The sequence below is a fragment of the Sphingobium mellinum genome (genome assembly GCF_037860795.1).
GTDB classification, from domain to species: domain Bacteria; phylum Pseudomonadota; class Alphaproteobacteria; order Sphingomonadales; family Sphingomonadaceae; genus Sphingobium; species Sphingobium mellinum.
On record NZ_JBANRK010000002.1, the window covers coordinates 320,947 to 339,143 of the forward strand.

At 63.4% G+C, this 18,197-nt stretch carries 16 protein-coding genes; 4 read left to right on the forward strand and 12 right to left on the reverse strand.

Going from position 1 to position 18,197, the window contains the following annotated elements; translation table 11 throughout:
- The first annotated feature begins 10 nt into the window (after nt 1-10).
- Entirely contained in the window at nt 11-205 is a 195-nt protein-coding gene (locus AAC640_RS05940) for a KTSC domain-containing protein (protein ID WP_340265176.1), read from the forward strand.
- Here the strand turns inward: AAC640_RS05940 and glmS are convergent.
- The 3 genes from glmS to glmU all read right to left on the reverse strand — a co-directional run bounded on the left by glmS (nt 192) and on the right by glmU (nt 4,253).
- Nucleotides 192-2,015: a glutamine--fructose-6-phosphate transaminase (isomerizing) gene (glmS, locus tag AAC640_RS05945; RefSeq protein ID WP_340265177.1), complete on the reverse strand. Its 1,824-nt coding sequence runs from the start codon at nt 2,013-2,015 to the stop codon at nt 192-194. The genes AAC640_RS05940 and glmS overlap by 14 nt on opposite strands.
- Nucleotides 2,016-2,106: 91 nt before the next feature.
- Nucleotides 2,107-2,961 (reverse strand): metallophosphoesterase, encoded by an 855-nt coding sequence (locus AAC640_RS05950; protein ID WP_340265362.1) that lies wholly within the window; start codon nt 2,959-2,961, stop codon nt 2,107-2,109.
- Complete coding sequence (gene glmU / locus AAC640_RS05955; RefSeq protein ID WP_340265363.1) at nt 2,961-4,253, reverse strand: bifunctional UDP-N-acetylglucosamine diphosphorylase/glucosamine-1-phosphate N-acetyltransferase GlmU; 1,293 nt, start codon at nt 4,251-4,253, stop codon at nt 2,961-2,963. Before glmU ends, AAC640_RS05950 begins: the two co-directional genes overlap by 1 nt.
- 161 nt (nt 4,254-4,414) lie before the next feature.
- Between glmU and AAC640_RS05960 the strand changes: the two genes are divergently transcribed.
- A complete protein-coding gene (locus AAC640_RS05960; protein ID WP_340265364.1) occupies nt 4,415-5,083 on the forward strand; it encodes an HAD family hydrolase in 669 nt (222 codons plus the stop codon).
- Between the two features lie 132 nt (nt 5,084-5,215).
- Nucleotides 5,216-6,397: a GGDEF domain-containing protein gene (locus AAC640_RS05965; protein ID WP_340265178.1), complete on the forward strand. Its 1,182-nt coding sequence runs from the start codon at nt 5,216-5,218 to the stop codon at nt 6,395-6,397.
- A 54-nt stretch (nt 6,398-6,451) separates the two neighbouring features.
- On the opposite strand, the gene lpdA is transcribed toward AAC640_RS05965, so the two are convergent.
- The 8 genes from lpdA to AAC640_RS06005 all read right to left on the reverse strand — a co-directional run bounded on the left by lpdA (nt 6,452) and on the right by AAC640_RS06005 (nt 16,670).
- Nucleotides 6,452-7,852 (reverse strand): dihydrolipoyl dehydrogenase, encoded by a 1,401-nt coding sequence (lpdA, locus tag AAC640_RS05970; RefSeq protein ID WP_340265179.1) that lies wholly within the window; start codon nt 7,850-7,852, stop codon nt 6,452-6,454.
- A 143-nt stretch (nt 7,853-7,995) separates the two neighbouring features.
- The gene (gene odhB / locus AAC640_RS05975) at nt 7,996-9,243 is read right to left on the reverse strand and encodes a 2-oxoglutarate dehydrogenase complex dihydrolipoyllysine-residue succinyltransferase (protein ID WP_340265180.1); all 1,248 of its coding nucleotides are present in this window, start codon (nt 9,241-9,243) and stop codon (nt 7,996-7,998) included.
- Between the two features lie 8 nt (nt 9,244-9,251).
- A complete protein-coding gene (locus AAC640_RS05980) occupies nt 9,252-12,047 on the reverse strand; it encodes a 2-oxoglutarate dehydrogenase E1 component (RefSeq protein ID WP_340265365.1) in 2,796 nt (931 codons plus the stop codon).
- Between the two features lie 85 nt (nt 12,048-12,132).
- A complete protein-coding gene (gene sucD, locus AAC640_RS05985) occupies nt 12,133-13,017 on the reverse strand; it encodes a succinate--CoA ligase subunit alpha (protein ID WP_340265181.1) in 885 nt (294 codons plus the stop codon).
- A gap of 102 nt (nt 13,018-13,119) precedes the next feature.
- Nucleotides 13,120-14,082 (reverse strand): malate dehydrogenase, encoded by a 963-nt coding sequence (mdh, locus tag AAC640_RS05990; RefSeq protein ID WP_340265182.1) that lies wholly within the window; start codon nt 14,080-14,082, stop codon nt 13,120-13,122.
- A 227-nt stretch (nt 14,083-14,309) separates the two neighbouring features.
- Entirely contained in the window at nt 14,310-15,422 is a 1,113-nt protein-coding gene (gene zapE, locus AAC640_RS05995) for a cell division protein ZapE (protein WP_340265183.1), read from the reverse strand.
- Entirely contained in the window at nt 15,419-15,877 is a 459-nt protein-coding gene (locus tag AAC640_RS06000; RefSeq protein ID WP_340265184.1) for a PaaI family thioesterase, read from the reverse strand. Before AAC640_RS06000 ends, zapE begins: the two co-directional genes overlap by 4 nt.
- 4 nt (nt 15,878-15,881) lie before the next feature.
- The gene (locus AAC640_RS06005; RefSeq protein ID WP_340265185.1) at nt 15,882-16,670 is read right to left on the reverse strand and encodes a succinate dehydrogenase iron-sulfur subunit; all 789 of its coding nucleotides are present in this window, start codon (nt 16,668-16,670) and stop codon (nt 15,882-15,884) included.
- A 374-nt stretch (nt 16,671-17,044) separates the two neighbouring features.
- Between AAC640_RS06005 and AAC640_RS06010 the strand changes: the two genes are divergently transcribed.
- Nucleotides 17,045-17,404, forward strand: a complete 360-nt coding sequence (locus AAC640_RS06010; protein ID WP_340265186.1) for a hypothetical protein — start codon at nt 17,045-17,047, stop codon at nt 17,402-17,404.
- Between the two features lie 3 nt (nt 17,405-17,407).
- On the opposite strand, the gene AAC640_RS06015 is transcribed toward AAC640_RS06010, so the two are convergent.
- Complete coding sequence (locus AAC640_RS06015; RefSeq protein WP_340265187.1) at nt 17,408-18,190, reverse strand: nucleotidyltransferase family protein; 783 nt, start codon at nt 18,188-18,190, stop codon at nt 17,408-17,410.
- Between the last annotated feature and the right edge of the window lie 7 nt (nt 18,191-18,197).

Consider the following 18,197-nt stretch of genomic DNA (forward strand, 5'->3'; position numbering starts at 1 on the left):
TATAACTGTCATGCCGTCCACGGTCATCCGCCACTTCGACTATGACGCCGCCCACCACCGGCTGGACGTGCAGTTCGTCAGCGGACGACGCTACAGCTATTATGGCGTGCCGGAGAAGCTGGTCGCGGACATGCGCAAGGCAATGTCGAAGGGCGGCTTCTTCAACCGCCGGATTCGCGACCGCTATCCCTTCACTCGACAGTGACGCTCTTGGCCAGATTGCGCGGCTGGTCGACATCCGTGCCCTTGGCCACCGCGACATGATAGGCGAGCAGTTGCACCGGGACGGCATAGACCATCGGTGCGATCAGCGGATGCACCTTGGGCATGGTGATGGTCGCGATACAGCCGTCGCCAGCCGCCTGCACGCCGTCATAATCGGATATCAGGATCACCTTGCCGCCGCGCGCCTGCACTTCCTGCATGTTGCTGACGGTCTTTTCAAAGAGCGGACCGCTGGGGGCCAGCACGATCACCGGCACCTTGTCGTCGATCAGCGCGATGGGCCCATGCTTCATTTCACCCGCCGCATATCCTTCGGCATGTATATAGCTGATTTCCTTGAGCTTGAGCGCCCCCTCCAGCGCCAGCGGGTAGTCCGGCCCGCGCCCGAGATAAAGCACGTCCCGCGCCTCCGCGACCAGATGCGCCATCGCCTGGATCGATTCGTCATAGGCAAGCGCGGCATTCAGCGCCGCCGGTGCCTCGGCCAGGTGGCGGACCAATTCCTTCTCCGCCCGGGCATCCAGCCGGCCCTTGGCACGGGCGAGATTGGCGGCGAAGGCGGCCAGCACAGCAAGCTGGCAAGTGAAAGCCTTGGTCGAGGCGACGCCGATCTCCGGCCCGGCATTGGTCGGCAACAGCAGGTCGGCCTCCCGCGCCATGGTGCTGGTCGGCACATTGACGACGGCGGCGATCTTCTGCCCCTCAGCGCGGGCGTGGCGCAGCGCGGCCAGGGTATCGGCCGTTTCGCCCGACTGGCTGATGACGATCATCAGCCCGCCATCCTCCATCACGGGCGCGCGGTAGCGGAACTCACTTGCCACATCGATGTCCACGGGCACGCGGGCGAATTGTTCGAACCAGTATTTCGCGACCATGCCGGCATAATAGCTGGTGCCGCACGCCACGATCGTCACCCGACGGATGGAGCCGAGGTCGAAATCGGGGATCGGCAGCGATACCTGATCCTCCATACGGCGCAGATAGGATTTCAGCGTCTGCGCGACGACCACCGGCTGCTCGTAGATCTCCTTGAGCATATAGTGGCGGTGGTTGCCCTTGGAGATCAACTCGCCGGTCACGCCCGAAATGGTGACTGGGCGCTCGACGGGGTTGTTATCCTTGTCGAAAATCTCCGCACCGTCGCGGGTGACGACGACCCAGTCGCCCTCCTCCAGATAGGCGATCCGCTGCGTCAGCGGCGCCAGCGCCAGCGCATCGGAGCCGAGATAGGTTTCGCCATCGCCATAGCCGACGACCAGCGGCGAGCCGAGGCGCGCGCCGATCAACAGGTCGGGATGGCTGCGGAACAGAATGGCGAGCGCGAATGCCCCGTGCAGACGCGGAAGCACCTGGCGAACCGCCTCGGTCGGCGAAGCGCCCAGTTCCACCTGCTCGCTCACCAGATGGGCAACGACTTCAGTGTCAGTCTCGCTGTCAAACACCCGGCCGCGCGCCATCAACTCCTCGCGCAGGGCCTTGAAATTCTCGATGATGCCGTTGTGGACCAAGGCCACTTCCTTGGTGGCGTGCGGATGCGCGTTGCTGGTGGTCGGCGCGCCATGGGTCGCCCAGCGGGTATGGGCGATGCCGATGGTCCCCGGCAACGGCGCGCGCTCCAGTTCCTTGACCAGATTGGCCAGCTTTCCTTCGGCGCGCCGGCGGTCGATCGTCGCGTCGTGCACGGTCGCCACGCCCGCACTGTCATAGCCGCGATATTCGAGGCGCTTGAGCCCCTCCACCAATCGCTCCGCCACATCGTCCTTACCGATGATCCCGATGATACCGCACATGAATCCTGAGCCCCAAAGCCATGCAAAGGCGTGAAAACCAACGCTTCACCGACCTATGCCACGGCAAGCCGGGCAGAAACAGGGGGCGCGTTCAATCTGGACGAATTGTAACCAGCCAGACATCCGGCGGCGCAAGCAGACGGATGGGCAACCCGCTGGTGCCGATGCCGCCGGACACCAGCAAAGTCTTTCGTCCCTCGCGGTACAGACCGCAGGCATAGCGTGTGCGGTAGCGCGAGGGCACATACACGATTCCGGCGAACGGCAGTGCCACTTGTCCGCAATGGGTATGGCCCACCAGCGCCAACGAGGGCCGATCGGGCAACAAGGGAAAGATATCGGGACCGTGCGACAGGATGACCGGCGCGCCCCCGACCGCCGCCATCGCGCGTAAGGTGCCGGGAATGTCCGGCTTCCCCGTATAGATGTCGCGCAACCCACCGATCGCGAGCGGCCCGCGCCGTTCCGCCTGGTTGTCGAGCAGGCGAACGCCGATCTGCGCGAACCGCTTGCGCCATTGCTTCCGGCCAATCCCCGCGTGGCGCATCGCGTCATGATTACCCAATATGGCAACCACCCCAAGGGGCGGTTTCAGATCGGCGAAGGGTGCGATGCTGTCGTCCGGGCCGTAGGTTGCGCCGCCCTTGTCATCACCGATATAATCTCCGCCGAGCAGGACGAGGTCCGGTTTCAGTTCGTTGACCAGCCGCACGATTCGCGCCATCCGTGTCGGGCTATTGTCAGGGCCGGAAAGATGCGTGTCGCTCATGAAGGCGAGCGTCACGGGCCTTCGCGGAGCGTCGGACGGAAACGGCAGTGCAATATCCAGCCGACGCACGACGGGCATCGCCCGCGCATTGTGCATCAGCCAGAGCCAGCAAGCGATGCCGAACACCAGCAGCGCGGCAGGCGCGAGCAACCAGCGGCGGCGAAAGACAGGACGGATCACTGCGCCGCTTTGCGTGCCTGCATCCTGGCGCGGAACCGCGCGGCCCAACCGGGTTTGCCCTCTTGCGCGGGCCGGACAAGGCAGAGCGCGTCGGCCTCCACCGCCTGCGTCACCACACTGCCCGCGCCGACAATCGCACCGTCACCGATCTTCACCGGCGCCACCAGCGCGCTGTTCGACCCGATGAAGGCGCCCGCGCCGACTTCCGTTTTATATTTGAAAAAGCCATCATAATTGCAGGTGATCGTGCCCGCGCCGATATTCGCGCCCGCACCGATGCTGGCGTCGCCGATATAGGACAGGTGATTGGCCTTCGCGCCCTCGCCCAGTTCAGCCTTCTTGATCTCGACGAAATTACCGACCTTGGCCTTGGCGCCGATCTGTGCGCCGGGGCGAAGCCGGGCATAGGGGCCGATCTCCGCTCCCTTGCCGACGCTGGCCCCCTGCAGATGGGAAAAGGCATGGATGGTGACATCGTCGGCGATCGTGACTCCGGGGCCGAACACGACATTGGGTTCGATCACCACGTCGCGACCCAGCACCGTGTCATAGGCAAAGAACACGGTTTCCGGGGCAATCAAGGTAACCCCGTCGCGCATAGCGTCCGCCCGGCGGCGATCCTGCCAGGCAGCTTCCAGGCCGGCCAGTTCGGCGCGGCTGTTGACGCCGGCGACTTCCCAGGCCTCCGTTTCGATGACGGCGCTCTGCGCGCCGGGCAGCATGACGATGTCGGGCAGATAATATTCGCCCGCCGCATTGTCATTGCCGATCTTGTCGAGCAGCACGAACAGGTCGGTCGAGCGCACCGCCATCAGCCCGGAATTGCACAGGGTTACGGCGCGCTCTGCCGCATCGGCGTCCTTATATTCGACCATCTTTTCAATCATGCCCTGGCCATCGGTGATAATGCGGCCATAGGCGGCGGCGTCTTCCGGGCGGAAACCAAGCACGACCGCGCGCGGCTCATCCCCCAGGTTCAGCCGGTCGAGCATCGCCCGCATCGTTTCGGCCCGCACCAGCGGCACGTCGCCATAGAGGATCAGAACATCGCCAGCGAAACCCGCCAACGCATCATGCGCCTGCGCGACCGCGTGGCCGGTGCCATGCTGCTGCTCCTGAACGGCGATGACGGCGCCGGTTCCGGCGACGCCCTTTTCCACCTGCTCGCGGCCCGCGCCGACGATCACGACCTGCCGTTCCGGCCCAAGGACGGCGACGGTGGCCAGCAGGTGAAGCAGCATCGGGCGGCCGGCCACAGAATGCAGGACCTTGTGCTTTGACGATTTCATGCGCGTGCCCTGCCCAGCGGCAAGGATGATGACGGCAAGGGGACGGCTGGCGGTCACGGCGGAACGCATCCTTTTCTATGTAACAGGCGATTGAAGAATCCAGACATTCTCTGCCACGTTTGACTTGCCTTTGCCACCGTGGAGGCCGCATGAGCCGCCCCATGACGCTCATTCCTTTCGACATTGTCGGCTTCGACCTCGACGGCACCTTGCTTGACACCAGCGGCGACCTGGCCGCTGCCGTCAACTACGCCATCGGCACGATCGGGCGACCGTCCTTCCCGGTCGATGCGATTCGCCCCTTCGTCGGCAAGGGCGCCAAGGTCATGCTGGAAAGGGCGCTATCCGCATCGGGCGGTTTTGACGACGACCTGCTGGCGCGGACTCTGCCGATCCTTCTCGACTATTATGAGCAGAATCTCGCCATTCACTCGGTCCCCTATCCCGGCCTGATCGCAGCGATCGACGCGTTGAAACATGCAGGCGTGAAGCTTGCCGTCTGCACCAACAAGGCGGAGCGCTTCACCATTCCGCTGATGCACCAGATCGGCCTGGCCGATCACTTTGCGAGCATCGTGGGTGGCGACACGCTGGGCGTTGCAAAGCCCCACCCGGCGCCGATCCACGAGATGATCGCCCGCGCCGGCGGTGGCCGAGCCGTCTTTCTGGGCGACACGAGCAATGACATCGCCGGCGCCCGCAATGCGGGCATCCCCAGCATTGCCGTCAGCTTCGGCTTCCTCGATGGGCCGGTCGAGCAGTTGGAGGCCGACGCGGTGATCCATCATTTCGACGAACTGGTGCCTCTGCTCGAGAACTGGACCAACTGAGCGCGGCTGTCGCCCCACTTATTGATCCATATCGGACCAACATCTCGTCGATTCTGGAAGTATTTGTTAAGCCGTTGCTTATAGACGGTTTTCGAACGCGACGCCGCCGCAGACAAGACATCCGCCAAGTATATGAAGGGCCATGATATGGGAGAAAATTACGCCTTCTTCCTGCCCTTCATGATGGCCAGCTTCAGCATCGTCTTTCTCATCATGTGGAGTTGGGGCAGAGGAACCGCCGGTTGGTGGAGCGCCGCTTTCCTCTGCATCGGCGGCGGATTTTCGGTTCCGGCGGGCTATGCCGCATATCCGTCGCAGCTTTGGAGCATCGTCGCGGACCTGCTGTTCGCCACGGGCTTTCTGCTTTTCGGCCACGCGCTTCTTCTTCGCTGGCGGCCGGGATGGCTCCTTCCGGCACGGCTGGCGATCTGGGCTACGTCAATCCTGCTCAGCGGCACGGCGATCGCCCTTGGCAATCTGCCCCTCGAACTGGCTGCGTCGGACTTTGGCTGCTTCCTGCTGATCGGATTGCCACTGGTCGCAGGGAAAGGACATTTGCGCGGACATGCTGACCGCGCCTTGTTTGCCGCCGCCGCCCTTACGGCTCTCGACAATCTCGTGCGGGGTAGCACCGTTCCTCTGACGGTGAGGGGCGATGACTTCCCGAACAGCGAATATGCTTATCTAATGCAGGCGCTGGCATCGATCTTCGGCCTGTTCCTTGCCTTGTCGGCATTGGCCACCCAGGTCGTGGACCTGCTGGCACGCTATCGCCGTGAGGCGATGGTCGACCCGCTTTCCGGCCTGCTCAACCGGCGCGGCTTCGACGAAGCGGTTGCCGGGCTCGGCCCTCTGCACTTGAACGGCAGCCTGATCGTCTGCGACATCGATCATTTCAAGGCGATCAACGATCAGTTCGGCCACGCGCGAGGAGATCAGGTGATCGCCGCGCTCGCCAGGCGACTGCACGAGGCGGCGCCACCGGGCGCGCTCGCTGCCCGCTTCGGCGGAGAGGAGTTCGTGCTGTTCCTCCCCGGGACCGATGCCGCACACGCAGCGGAAATCGCCAACGAGGTCCGCCTGCGGTTCGCGGCGGAGATGGGAAAGCGCCTGGACCTCGACCGACCGCTCACGGCGAGTTTCGGCTTGTCGGCGGTGCAGGGGACCGACCGGTCAGTACATGACTGCATCGCCCGTGCGGACGAGGCGCTGTATGAGGCAAAGGCCGGCGGCCGGAACCGGCTCTGCGTCCGCCGCGCGCTGTCCGCGCCTGACGCCCCACCCCGCAAGATGACCCACACGCTGAGCGCCTGACATGAAAAAAGGGCCGCTCGTCGGCGGCCCCTTCCTCACTGCAGCGGCAGCCGCTCAGATATGGATCGGCTTGCCCGCGACAGCCATCGCGGCTTCCTTCAGGGCTTCGCTGTGGGTCGGATGGGCGTGGCAGGTATAGGCGATATCCTCACTCGACGCGCCGAACTCCATCGCCTGCGCCGCCTGCGCGATCATCGTGCCGGCGGGCGTTGCGATGATCCAGACGCCCAGCACCTTGTCCGTCTCCGCGTCGGCGATAACCTTCACGAAGCCTTCAGGCTCATGATTGGTCTTCGCGCGGCTGTTCGCCATCATCGGGAACTTGCCGACCTTGACCGCGCCCTTTTCCCTGGCCGCTTCCTCGGTCAGGCCCACGCCGGCGATCTCGGGCTTGGTGTAGACCACCGACGGGATCACATCATGATTCACGATGCCGGTGAGGCCCGCGATATTCTCGGCAACGGCAATGCCCTCATCCTCGGCCTTGTGCGCCAGCATGGGGCCAGGGATCACGTCGCCGATCGCCCACACGCCCGGGACCTTCGTCGCGAAGTCGTGATCGGTCTCGATCTGCCCGCGCGCGTTCACTTCCAGACCGATTTTGTCGAGACCAAGGCCATCGGTATTGGGCCGCCGACCGATCGACACGAGCACGACATCGGCCTCGATAGTCTCTGCTTCGCCACCGGCAGCGGGCTGGACAGTCAGGGTCACGCCCTTCTTGCCGACCTCAGCGCCTGTCACCTTAGTGCCGAGCCTGTATTCGAAGCCCTGTTTCTTGAAGATCTTGTGCGCTTCCTTACGAACTTCGCCGTCCATGCCGGGCAGGATCTGGTCGAGATATTCGACCACGGTGACCTTGGAGCCAACGCGCCGCCACACCGAACCGAGTTCCAGGCCGATCACGCCGCCGCCGACAACCACCAGATGGCCCGGAACCTTGCCAAGTTCCAGCGCGCCCGTCGAATCGACGATCTTGCCGCCGGCATTGTCGACCTCGACGCCCGGCAGCGGAGTCACCGATGACCCCGTGGCGATGACGATATTCTTGGCCGTCACCGACTTGCCGTCCACGACCACCGTGTTCGGGCCGGTGAAGCTCGCCAGGCCCTTGAGCCAATCGATCTTGTTCTTCTTGAACAGAAATTCGACGCCGCCGGTCAGTCCCTTCACCGCATCGACGCGCTGCGCCTGCATGGTGTTGAGGTCGAGGCTCATCTTGTCGATCTTGACGCCCAGCTTGGCCAACGCGCCGCCTGCGGCTTCCTCGTATAGTTCCGACGCGTGCAGCAGCGCCTTGGACGGGATGCAGCCGACGTTGAGGCAGGTGCCGCCCAACGTGTCACGGCTTTCGGCGCAGGCGGTCTTTAGGCCCAACTGTGCCGCGCGGATCGCGGCAACATAGCCACCAGGCCCCGCGCCGATCACCAGAACGTCGTAATCGAAGTCTGCCATAACAATCTCCGTTCGCCCTTGAAGCGAGATATCTTTCTCGCCTCAACCTATCGAGGGGCATTATTTTGTTTTGTCCTCTCGATACAGAAAGGACGGGGCTTTCGACAGGCTGAGCCCGAACGGGATGGGTCGGCGCGACCTTCTTACAGGTCGATCAGCAGGCGGGTCGGGTCCTCGATCGCATTCTTGACCGCGACGAGGAAGGTGACCGCTTCCCGACCGTCGATCAGGCGATGGTCGTAGCTGAGCGCAAGATACATCATCGGACGGATCACGATCTGGCCGTCGCGCACGACCGGACGGTCCTCGATTCGATGGAGGCCGAGCACCGCCGACTGGGGCGGGTTGATGATCGGGCTCGACAGCAGCGAACCAAAGACGCCACCATTGGAGATGGTGAAGGTGCCGCCCTTCATGTCCTCCATGGTGAGTGTGCCTTCCTTGGCCTTCTTGCCAAAGCTTCCGATCGTCTTTTCGATGTCGGCAACGCTCAGCGATTCCGCATTGCGGATCACCGGCACGACCAAGCCGTTCGGCGCCGAAACGGCGACCGAGATGTCGGCAAAATCGTTATAGACGATCTCGTCGCCTTCGATCTGCGCGTTGACGCCGGGAATGTCCCGCAGCGCCATGCAGACGGCCTTGGTGAAGAAGCCCATGAAGCCCAGACGGACCCCATGCTTCTTTTCGAACAGGTCCTTATACTTGGCGCGCGCCTCGATGACGTTCGTCATGTCGACGTCATTATAGGTGGTGAGCAGCGCGGCCGTGTTCTGCGCTTCCTTGAGCCGCTTGGCCACAGTCTGGCGCAAACGGGTCATCTTGACGCGTTCCTGCGCGCGGCTGGGACCAGCGGCCGGGGCAGCAGCGGCGGGCGCTGCGGCCAGCGCCGAGGTCGATGCCTTGGCGGTGCCGGCGGCCACGGCGGCCATGACATCATCCTTGGTCAGGCGACCATCCTTGCCGGTGCCCTTGATCTTGCTTGGATCAAGGCCATGCTCCAGCACCAGCCGGCGCACCGCCGGGGACAGGGTCAGGCTGCCGCCCTCATCCTCTTCTGCCGGAGCGGATGCGGCCGGCGCAGGAGTCGCGCTTTCCGCCTTGGCCGCCGGGGCGGCGACAGGCGAAGCAGCCGGTGCAGTTGCAGCGGCCGCGCCTTCGTTGATCATGGCCAGCAGTGCGCCGACATTCACCGTATCGCCTTCCTTGGCGATGATGTCACCCAGCGTGCCGGCGACGGGCGCCGGCACGTCGACCGCAACCTTGTCGGTTTCGAGGGAAACGATCGGCTCATCGGCCTTCACCGCGTCGCCCGGCTTTTTGAGCCATTGGCCGACAGTTGCTTCGGTGACGGATTCGCCCAGCGTGGGGACTTTGACTTCGGTTGCCATGAGCTTTGTCAGCCTTTCTTCTGGCGGCGGATTTCTTCACGAACGCTGTGGCCCAGCGCGTCGGCGACAAGGGCACCCTGTTCAGCGACATGGCGTTTGGCCAGGCCCGTGGCGGGGGATGCCGATGCCTTGCGACCCGCATAGCGGGCTCGCATGGGCGCCTTGCCGGCCTGCGCGAGCGCTTCCTCGATATAAGGTTCGACGAAGAACCAGGCGCCGTTGTTGCGCGGCTCTTCCTGACACCAGACGACTTCCTCGAGGTTAGTCATGCGCTTGATGCGCGTGGCGAGCGCTTCGGTCGCGAACGGATAGATTTGCTCGATGCGCAGAATTTGCGTGTCCTGGTCGCCGGCCGCATCGCGCGCCTCGATCAGGTCGTACGCCACCTTGCCAGAGCAGAGCACCAGCCGCTTCGTATCCCCGTCCGGCGCCGGGTTGATATCCGACAGGATGCGCTTGAAGTGGGTTTCGCCCAGGAAATCCTCTGCCTTGCTGACCGCCAGCTTGTGCCGCAGCAGCGACTTGGGCGTCATGATGATCAGCGGCTTGCGGAACGGGCGCAGCATCTGCCGGCGCAGAATGTGGAAATAATTGGCCGGCGTCGTGCAGTTGGCGACCTGGATGTTGCCCTCCGCGCAGAGTTGGAGATAGCGTTCCAGACGCGCCGAGCTATGTTCGGGCCCCTGCCCCTCGTAGCCGTGCGGCAGCAGGCAGACGATACCATTGGCGCGCAGCCATTTGCTTTCCGACGAGCTGATATACTGGTCGAAGATGATCTGGGCGCCGTTGGCGAAGTCGCCGAACTGCGCTTCCCACATCACCAGGCTCTTGGGGTCCGCGAGCGCGAACCCGTATTCAAAGCCCAGCACGCCATATTCGGACAGCGGGCTGTCCAGCACTTCGAACCGGCCGTGGCGGACAGTCGAAAGCGGGATATATTTGCTTTCCGTGTCCTGATCGGTCCAGACCGCGTGCCGCTGGCTGAAGGTGCCACGGCCCGAATCCTGACCCGACAGGCGCACGCCATAGCCTTCCGACAGCAGAGAACCGAAGGCCAGCGCCTCGCCGGTCGCCCAGTCGAAATTCTCGCCCGACCTGAACATCTCCGCCTTCGCGTCGATCACGCGGCGCAGCGTCTTGTGGACGTTATGGCCCTCGGGGACCGTGGTCAGCGTCTTGCCGAGGCTGTCGAACAGCTTCTGGCTGATGCCACTCTCGACATTCTGCCGCGCCGTTTCGGCATTGGCCGGCTGATGCAGGCCGGACCAGCGGCCGGCGAACCAATCCGCCTTGTTGGCCTTGTAGCTCTTGGCGGCTTCGAACTCCTCTTCCAGATGGTTGACGAAGTCGCCCGTCACCTGGTTGACGAAATCGTCATCGACCACGCCCTCAGCCTTTAGCCGAGCCGAATACACGTCGCTGACTGGCGGATGCTGCCGGATCTTCGCGTACATCTGCGGCTGGGTGAATGATGGTTCGTCACCTTCATTGTGACCGAAACGGCGATAGCACCACATGTCGATGACGATGTCGCGATGGAAGGTCTGGCGATATTCGATCGCCAGCTTGCAGGCGAAGGTTACCGCTTCCGGATCATCACCGTTGACGTGCAGGATCGGCGCCTGGACGCCCTTTGCGACGTCGCTCGGATAAGGCGAACCGCGCGAAAATTGCGGGCTGGTCGTGAAGCCGATCTGGTTGTTGACGATGAAGTGGATGCAGCCGCCGGTATTGTAGCCCGACACGCCGGAAAAGCCGAGGCATTCCCAAACGATACCCTGCCCCGCAAAGGCAGCGTCGCCATGGATCAGGACCGGCAGGACCTGCTCATGCTTGTCCAGGTCATCGCGAAACACCTGCTGCGCGCGGACCTTGCCCAGCACAACCGGGTCAACGGTTTCGAGGTGGGAGGGGTTGGGGACGAGGGACATGTGAACCTTGACCCCGTCGAACTCGCGGTCGGTCGAGGTGCCGAGGTGATATTTGACGTCGCCCGAGCCACCCACATCCTCCGGGTTGGCGGTGCCACCGGAAAATTCGTGAAAGATGACCCGGAATCCCTTGGCCATCACATTGGCGAGCACATTCAGGCGACCGCGATGGGCCATGCCGTACACGATCTCGCGTACGCCCTGCTGCCCGCCATATTTGATGATGGCCTCCAGCGCGGGAATCATCGATTCACCGCCGTCGAGGCCGAACCGCTTGGTGCCGACATATTTGCGGCCCAGGAATTTCTCATATTGTTCGGCGTGGATGACCTTGGCCAGGATCGCCTTCTTGCCTTCCGGCGTGAAGTGGATCTCCTTGTCCTTGCCTTCGAGCCGGTCCTGCAGGAATACGCGCTCCTCGACGTCGGCGATGTGCATATATTCAAGGCCGACATTGCCGCAATAATTGGCGCGCAGGATGGCGACGATCTCGCGCACGGTCGCATATTGGAGGCCAAGCGTGCCGCCAAGATAGATCTTCTTCTCGGGGTCGGTCAGGCCGTGATATTCCGGCGTCAGATCGGCCGGCAGGTCACGATGAGTGAGGCCCAGAGGGTCGAGATTGGCGGCGAGATGTCCGCGCACGCGATAGGTGCGGATCAGCAGTTGCGCGCGGATGGCGTCGTCCGCGGCGCTGACCGCATCGGCGTCGCTAACGGCCTTGCCGCCGGCTTTCGCGGCCGCTTTCACGGCAACCTGCATCTGCGTGGGGTCCAGCGCGCCGGTCAGGTCATCGGTATCCGTCGGTGGCCAGTTGGTGCGCGCCCAGCTCGGCCCGCGCTCGATCTCGAAATCCTGGTTCTCGTAACCCATTGTCATGCGTCCCATGCCCACCGCGTGCAGTCGCGGAGCGGGGTAACAAGCGGCCGGGGTGCAGCCCGGCCGCCTTGTCCGAGGCTTAGCCCTTCAGCACTTCCAGAAGCGTCGTGCCGAGTTCGGACGGGCTGGCGGCAACCTTTATGCCCGCCGCTTCCATCGCCGCGATCTTGCTTTCCGCGTCGCCCTTGCCACCCGACACGATCGCGCCGGCATGGCCCATGCGACGGCCCGGAGGCGCCGTGCGGCCGGCGATGAAGCCAGCCATCGGCTTTTTGCGGCCCTTCTTGGCTTCGTCGATCAGGAACTGCGCGGCCTGCTCTTCGGCGTCGCCGCCGATTTCACCGATCATGATGATCGATTCGGTCGCGTCGTCGGCCAGGAACAGCTCCAGCACGTCGATGAAGTTGGTGCCGTTGACCGGATCGCCGCCGATGCCCACCGCGGTGGTCTGACCCAGGCCCGCATTGGTGGTCTGGAACACCGCTTCATAGGTGAGCGTGCCCGAACGGGACACGACGCCTACGGTGCCCTTGGAGAAGATGTTGCCCGGCATGATGCCGATCTTGCATTCATTGGGGGTCAGCAGGCCGGGGCAGTTCGGGCCGATCAGGCGCGACTTCGAACCCGACAGGGCGCGCTTCACCTTCACCATGTCCAGCACCGGAATGCCTTCGGTGATGCAGACGATCAGCGGGATTTCGGCGTCGATCGCTTCCAGGATCGAGTCGGCCGCGAACGGCGGCGGAACATAGATGACGGAGGCGTCGGCGCCTGTCTTCGACTTGGCTTCTGCAACCGTGTCGAACATGGGCAGACCGATATGCGTCGTGCCACCCTTGCCCGGCGTAACGCCGCCAACCATCTGCGTGCCATAGGCAAGCCCGGTTTCGGTGTGGAAGGTGCCGGTGGCACCGGTCATACCCTGGGTGATGACCTTGGTGTTCTTGTTCACCAGAATGGACATGTCAGTCCCTTTGCATTCCGTGGACGTGGCACTTTGGGTCTAAAGGCAGACCGACCCAGGCTGCGCACTCACCTGGGACGGACTGGTGCAGCTCTTGATGGCTCAGGCGAGCGAGGAGTCGATGCCCTTGCAGGCTTCCAGCAATTCCTTGACCGCGTCGACCGACACCTGAAGATTGGCCTTCGCCTCGTCGTTCAGTTCGATTTCGATGATCTGCTCGACGCCGTCCTTGCCGATGATCACGGGGACGCCGACATAGAGATTGTCGACGCCATACTGGCCGGTCAGATTTGCGGCGCAAGGCAGCAGGCGCTTCTGGTCATAGAGATAGGCTTCGGCCATGGCGATGCCGCTGGTCGCAGGCGCGTAGAAGGCCGAGCCGGTCTTGAGCAGCGCCACGATCTCGCCGCCGCCCGAACGGGTGCGCTGAACGATGGCGTCGATGCGCTCCTTGGTGGAGCGGCCCTGCTTGATGAGGTCGGGGATCGGGATACCAGCGACGGTCGAATATTCGACGACGGGCACCATGGTGTCGCCATGGCCGCCGAGCACGAAGCTGTTCACTTCCTTCACCGACACCTGAAACTCTTCGGCCAGGAAGTGGCTGAAGCGCGCGGAGTCGAGAACGCCCGCCATGCCGACGACCTTGTTGTGTGGCAGGCCGGAGAATTCCCGCAGCGCCCATACCATCGCGTCGAGCGGGTTGGTGATACAGATGACGAAGGCATTGGGGGCATTGTTCTTGATGCCCTCGCCCACCGACTTCATGACCTTGAGGTTGATGCCCAGCAGGTCATCACGGCTCATGCCCGGCTTGCGGGCAACGCCGGCCGTCACGATGATGACGTCGGCATCCTTGATGTCGGCGTAGTCGTTGGTGCCGATGATCTTGGCGTCGAAGCCTTCGACAGGGCCACATTGCGACAGATCCAACGCCTTGCCCTGCGGCACGCCTTCGACGACGTCGAACAGGACGATATCGCCCAGACCCTTCAACGCGGCGAGATGCGCAAGCGTACCGCCGATATTGCCAGCGCCGATCAGCGCAATCTTCTTACGGGCCATATGCAATCATCCTCCAAGCTCGGAATTTGGAATTGCCGGACCGCTTAAGCCGATATCGTCAAGGTTTCAACCTGCGAAACATCGGCCGGCCCAAATATCTTTGCAATTCATTCGCACTTGCATTATGATGGTGCGGGGCGACGGGTAGGAACCCGGAGGGCCGCTGCGGGACACCCTGCCTCTATAACGTGCCAATGATTGGTCGCGGCACACGGCCGCCGCCCATCCTATTTCGGGCCGTGACCGAGCGCCAGATAATCGTCCGACTGCATTTCCATCAGCCGCGATACGGTACGCTCGAATTCGAACGCCCCGTCCCCTTCGGGATAGAGGCTGGCTGGCTCGGCATCGGCAGCCGCTAGCAGCTTCACCTTATATTCGTAGAGCGCGTCGATGAGCGTGACGAAACGCGCGGCCTCGTTGCGCTTTTCCGGACCGAGCACGGGAATGCCGACCAGGATGACGGTGTGGAAGCGCCGTGCGATCGCCAGGTAATCGGGCGCGCCGCGCGCTTCAGCGCACAGGCGCTTGAAGGAAAAAACGGCGACGCCTTTCAGGCTCTTGGGCACATGCAGTGTCCGGCCGCCCTGCACCACCAACTCCTCGGCCGGCACCTTGGCGCGATCCTCGACCGGATAGTCAGTCAGGCGGAAAAAGGCTTCTGAAAGCGCCCGGGTTGCTTCCGGACCGTTGGGCGAGTGCCACAGCTTCGCGTCACCCAGGCGGTCAAGCCGGTAGTCGGTAGGGCCGTTTAGGGTCATGACATCCAGCCGCGCCTTGATGAGGTCGATGAACGGCAGAAATAGCTGGCGGTTGAGGCCGTTCTTGTAGAGTTCGTCAGGCTCCCGGTTGGATGTGGTGACGATCGTCACCCGTTTGTCCAGCAATCCGGTGAACAGGCGCGACATGATCGCCGCATCGGCCATGTTATTGACCACCATCTCGTCAAAACAGAGCAGCCGCGCCTCGTCGGCAAGCGATTCCACCACTGGCGGGATCGGATCGCCCTTTTCCTCCCTGCGGGCCTCCGCCAGGCGCGCGTGGACGTCGAGCATGAATTCATGGAAATGCGCACGCTTCTTGGCGGAGACCTTCACCGTATCGAAGAACAGATCCATCAGCATCGACTTGCCGCGCCCAACGCCGCCCCACATGTAGAGGCCACGGGGCGGTTCGGGCAGCTTGCGCAGCAGTTTCCACAGTGTCGAACCGCGCGGCGGCGCGGCTTCCAGTTCCTGCTGGAGCGCATCGAGCCGCGCGGCGGCGGCCTCCTGGTCCTTGTCAGCGCGAAGCTCGCCTGCCGCGACCAGCGCCCGATACCGATCGATTACCCGGCTCATGAACGCGACGGCGCCTTGCGAACGGTAGCGCTGGATGCCGCTACCAGCTCCTCTTCCTGAAGGATCCTCAGCCGCATGAACATCATTCGTCCGGTTTCGCGCAGCAACTCCACTTCGGCGCACAGATCGGGGCCGATCCGGCCCGATCCGCAATATTGCATGACGAGGTCAACAGTCACCGCACGGGCTTGGTCAGGCCGACCCATTGCGGCCAATGCCGCGAAGTAGGCATGATCCGCGAAGGCGGCAAGAAACCCGCCATGCAGAGCGCCCAGCCGATTGGCATGGAACGGCCGGGTCTCGAGCATTACAGTAGCACATCCTTGCGCATCGCTGCGCGAATAGCTCGGGCCGATCGCCTCAAGGAATGTGCCTGCCCTCGAACCGGCCCAGCACAGCCAGCCCGCCCATGGCCCCTCGGCCACGGGGCTCAGATGACCCGCGCCATCGCTCACTGCATCAGAGCTGCCGTTCGACCATCATCTTCTTGGTTTCGGCGATCGCCTTGGCAGGGCTCAGGCCCTTCGGGCAGACATTCGCGCAGTTCATGATGGTGTGGCAGCGATATAGACGGAAGGGATCTTCGAGCTCGTCCAGGCGCTCCCCGGTATATTCGTCGCGGCTGTCCGCCAGCCAGCGATAGGCCTGCAGCAGGATCGCCGGCCCCAGGAACTTGTCGCTGTTCCACCAGTAGCTGGGGCAGCTGGTCGAGCAGCAGGCGCACAGAATGCACTCATAGAGGCCATCGAGCTTCTCGCGGTCGGCGGGCGACTGCAACCGCTCCTTACCGCTGGGCGCAGGGCTGACGGTTTGCAGCCAGGGCTTGATGGAATTGTACTGCGCATAGAAGTGAGTGAAGTCCGGCACCAGGTCCTTGATAACATCCATGTGCGGCAGCGGCGTGACACGCACTTCCTTACCGGCACATTCCTCAATCGAGGTGGTGCAGGCAAGGCCGTTCTTACCGTTCATGTTCATCGAACAGGAACCGCAGATGCCTTCGCGGCAGGACCGGCGGAAAGTCAGGGTCGGATCATATTCATTCTTGATCTTCAGCAGCGCGTCGAGAACCATCGGTCCGCAATTGTCGAGGTCGATTTCGAACGTGTCATAACGCGGGTTCTGACCCGAGTCGGGATCATAGCGATAGACCTTGAAGCTCTTGACGTTCCGGGCGCCCTCGGGCGCCTTGTGGTTCGCGCCCTTGCCAGTGATCTTGCTGTTCTTGGGCAGAGAGAATTCGGCCATCGTCTTTCGCTACCTCGCGGATGTCATGGTGCGCAGCTGGATTGCAGTTGGTCGGCGCAATAGCAAAGATTGGGAAAAGGTCCAGTCCCAAGACGCCGTTTGGAACCGCACTTGCCAAGGTAGGGCTGCCGGGTCACGGCGGCCCATCCTCTTGGGAGCGCGGGAGCTTTGTTTGCGGAAGATCGCATATCTGGCCATTTCCGAACCTCATCAGATATTTCATTGGGCTGCCAGGAGCGCTGCGGCTGGCGGAGACACGAAAGCTCGCAGATCGTCGTGCGCTATGGCAGCCGGCGAGCGATACGGATCCAGGCGGAACCCGCGAATTGACTCCGTTCCCGGATGCGCGACCCTGTAAGTGGGGAGGAGCAGAGATGACCGATTCGGAAGTCTGGAGCGTGGACCGCCTGGCAGCGCGCAATCTGTTCGTGCGGTTGAAGATGGAGGCGACGCCGGATGCGCTTGCACTAGCGGAACGGCAGTTCGCCGAGCATCGTGCCACGACGATGGAATGGACCGCGGAGCGTGCGCGCGCGATCATACTGGCATCGCTGGAGGAGGCGTCACAAAGCCATTTCCCGCATCAGGTCGAGCAATGGTGCGCCGGCTACCGCCGCGCTGAACAGCAGGTTTCCGCCGTACAGGTCCACCAGATGATGCAGCTGAGCCGCGGCAAGCCGCCTACGAAGGGACAGATATTGCGGCAGATGGTTCGGCGCGCGCGGAAGGCGTAGCGTTCAGTCGAACCCCGCCAGAATCTGTTCGATCAACGCGACATCCTCCACCTTGTCCGCATCGATACAGGCTTCCGGCTGCCTCATCGCCACCAGCCTGGCGGTCAGCCCGAAGCGGCGACCGACACGGGCGATGCCGCCGCGTAGCGTCAGGATACGCGAAAGCGCACCTAACAATGCGACAGGTCCAAAGGCAGCCAGGATCTTCCAGCCTTTCTTGCGGTCCTGCTCGACCTCCTGCCACAGCGCGATCACGGCCCGCGCCCTGCCGCTCCCGAACCAGAAGAGATTCGCCCCCGACCACCAGCCGTCCCGGAATTTGAGCCACGTCCGCCGCGATTGCGGATAGCGCGCAAGCAGCGTCGCGCGCTCGACCATGGCGACGGCAATGTCGGCGCCCGCGGCTTCCGCAACAAACTGATTGAGCATGGGGCCGTCCAGCAACACATGGTCGGCGGTAGTGACCAGCAGCGGATAGGCCGCATCGGGGCGGTCAAGCATGTCCATGAGGGTCGAGGCGATGCCGGCGCCACTGCGCTCGAAACGCACGGCAGGGTGATCCGCGAGCCAGGCGGTCGCTGGATGCGCCGCATAGAGGTCCGGCTGCTGGGTGAGGATCACGAGGCGCGCGACCGCAGGATGCGCCAGCAAGGCGCGCGCGGGGCGGTTAATCATCGGCGCGCCCCCCACAGGCGCCAGCGGCTTGACGGGCACGCCGGCCGCTTGCGCCAGCGGGTCAGCCCCGGGACGCGATCCGGCAAGGAGAAGGGCGGTAATCTCGGTCATGGGCGCG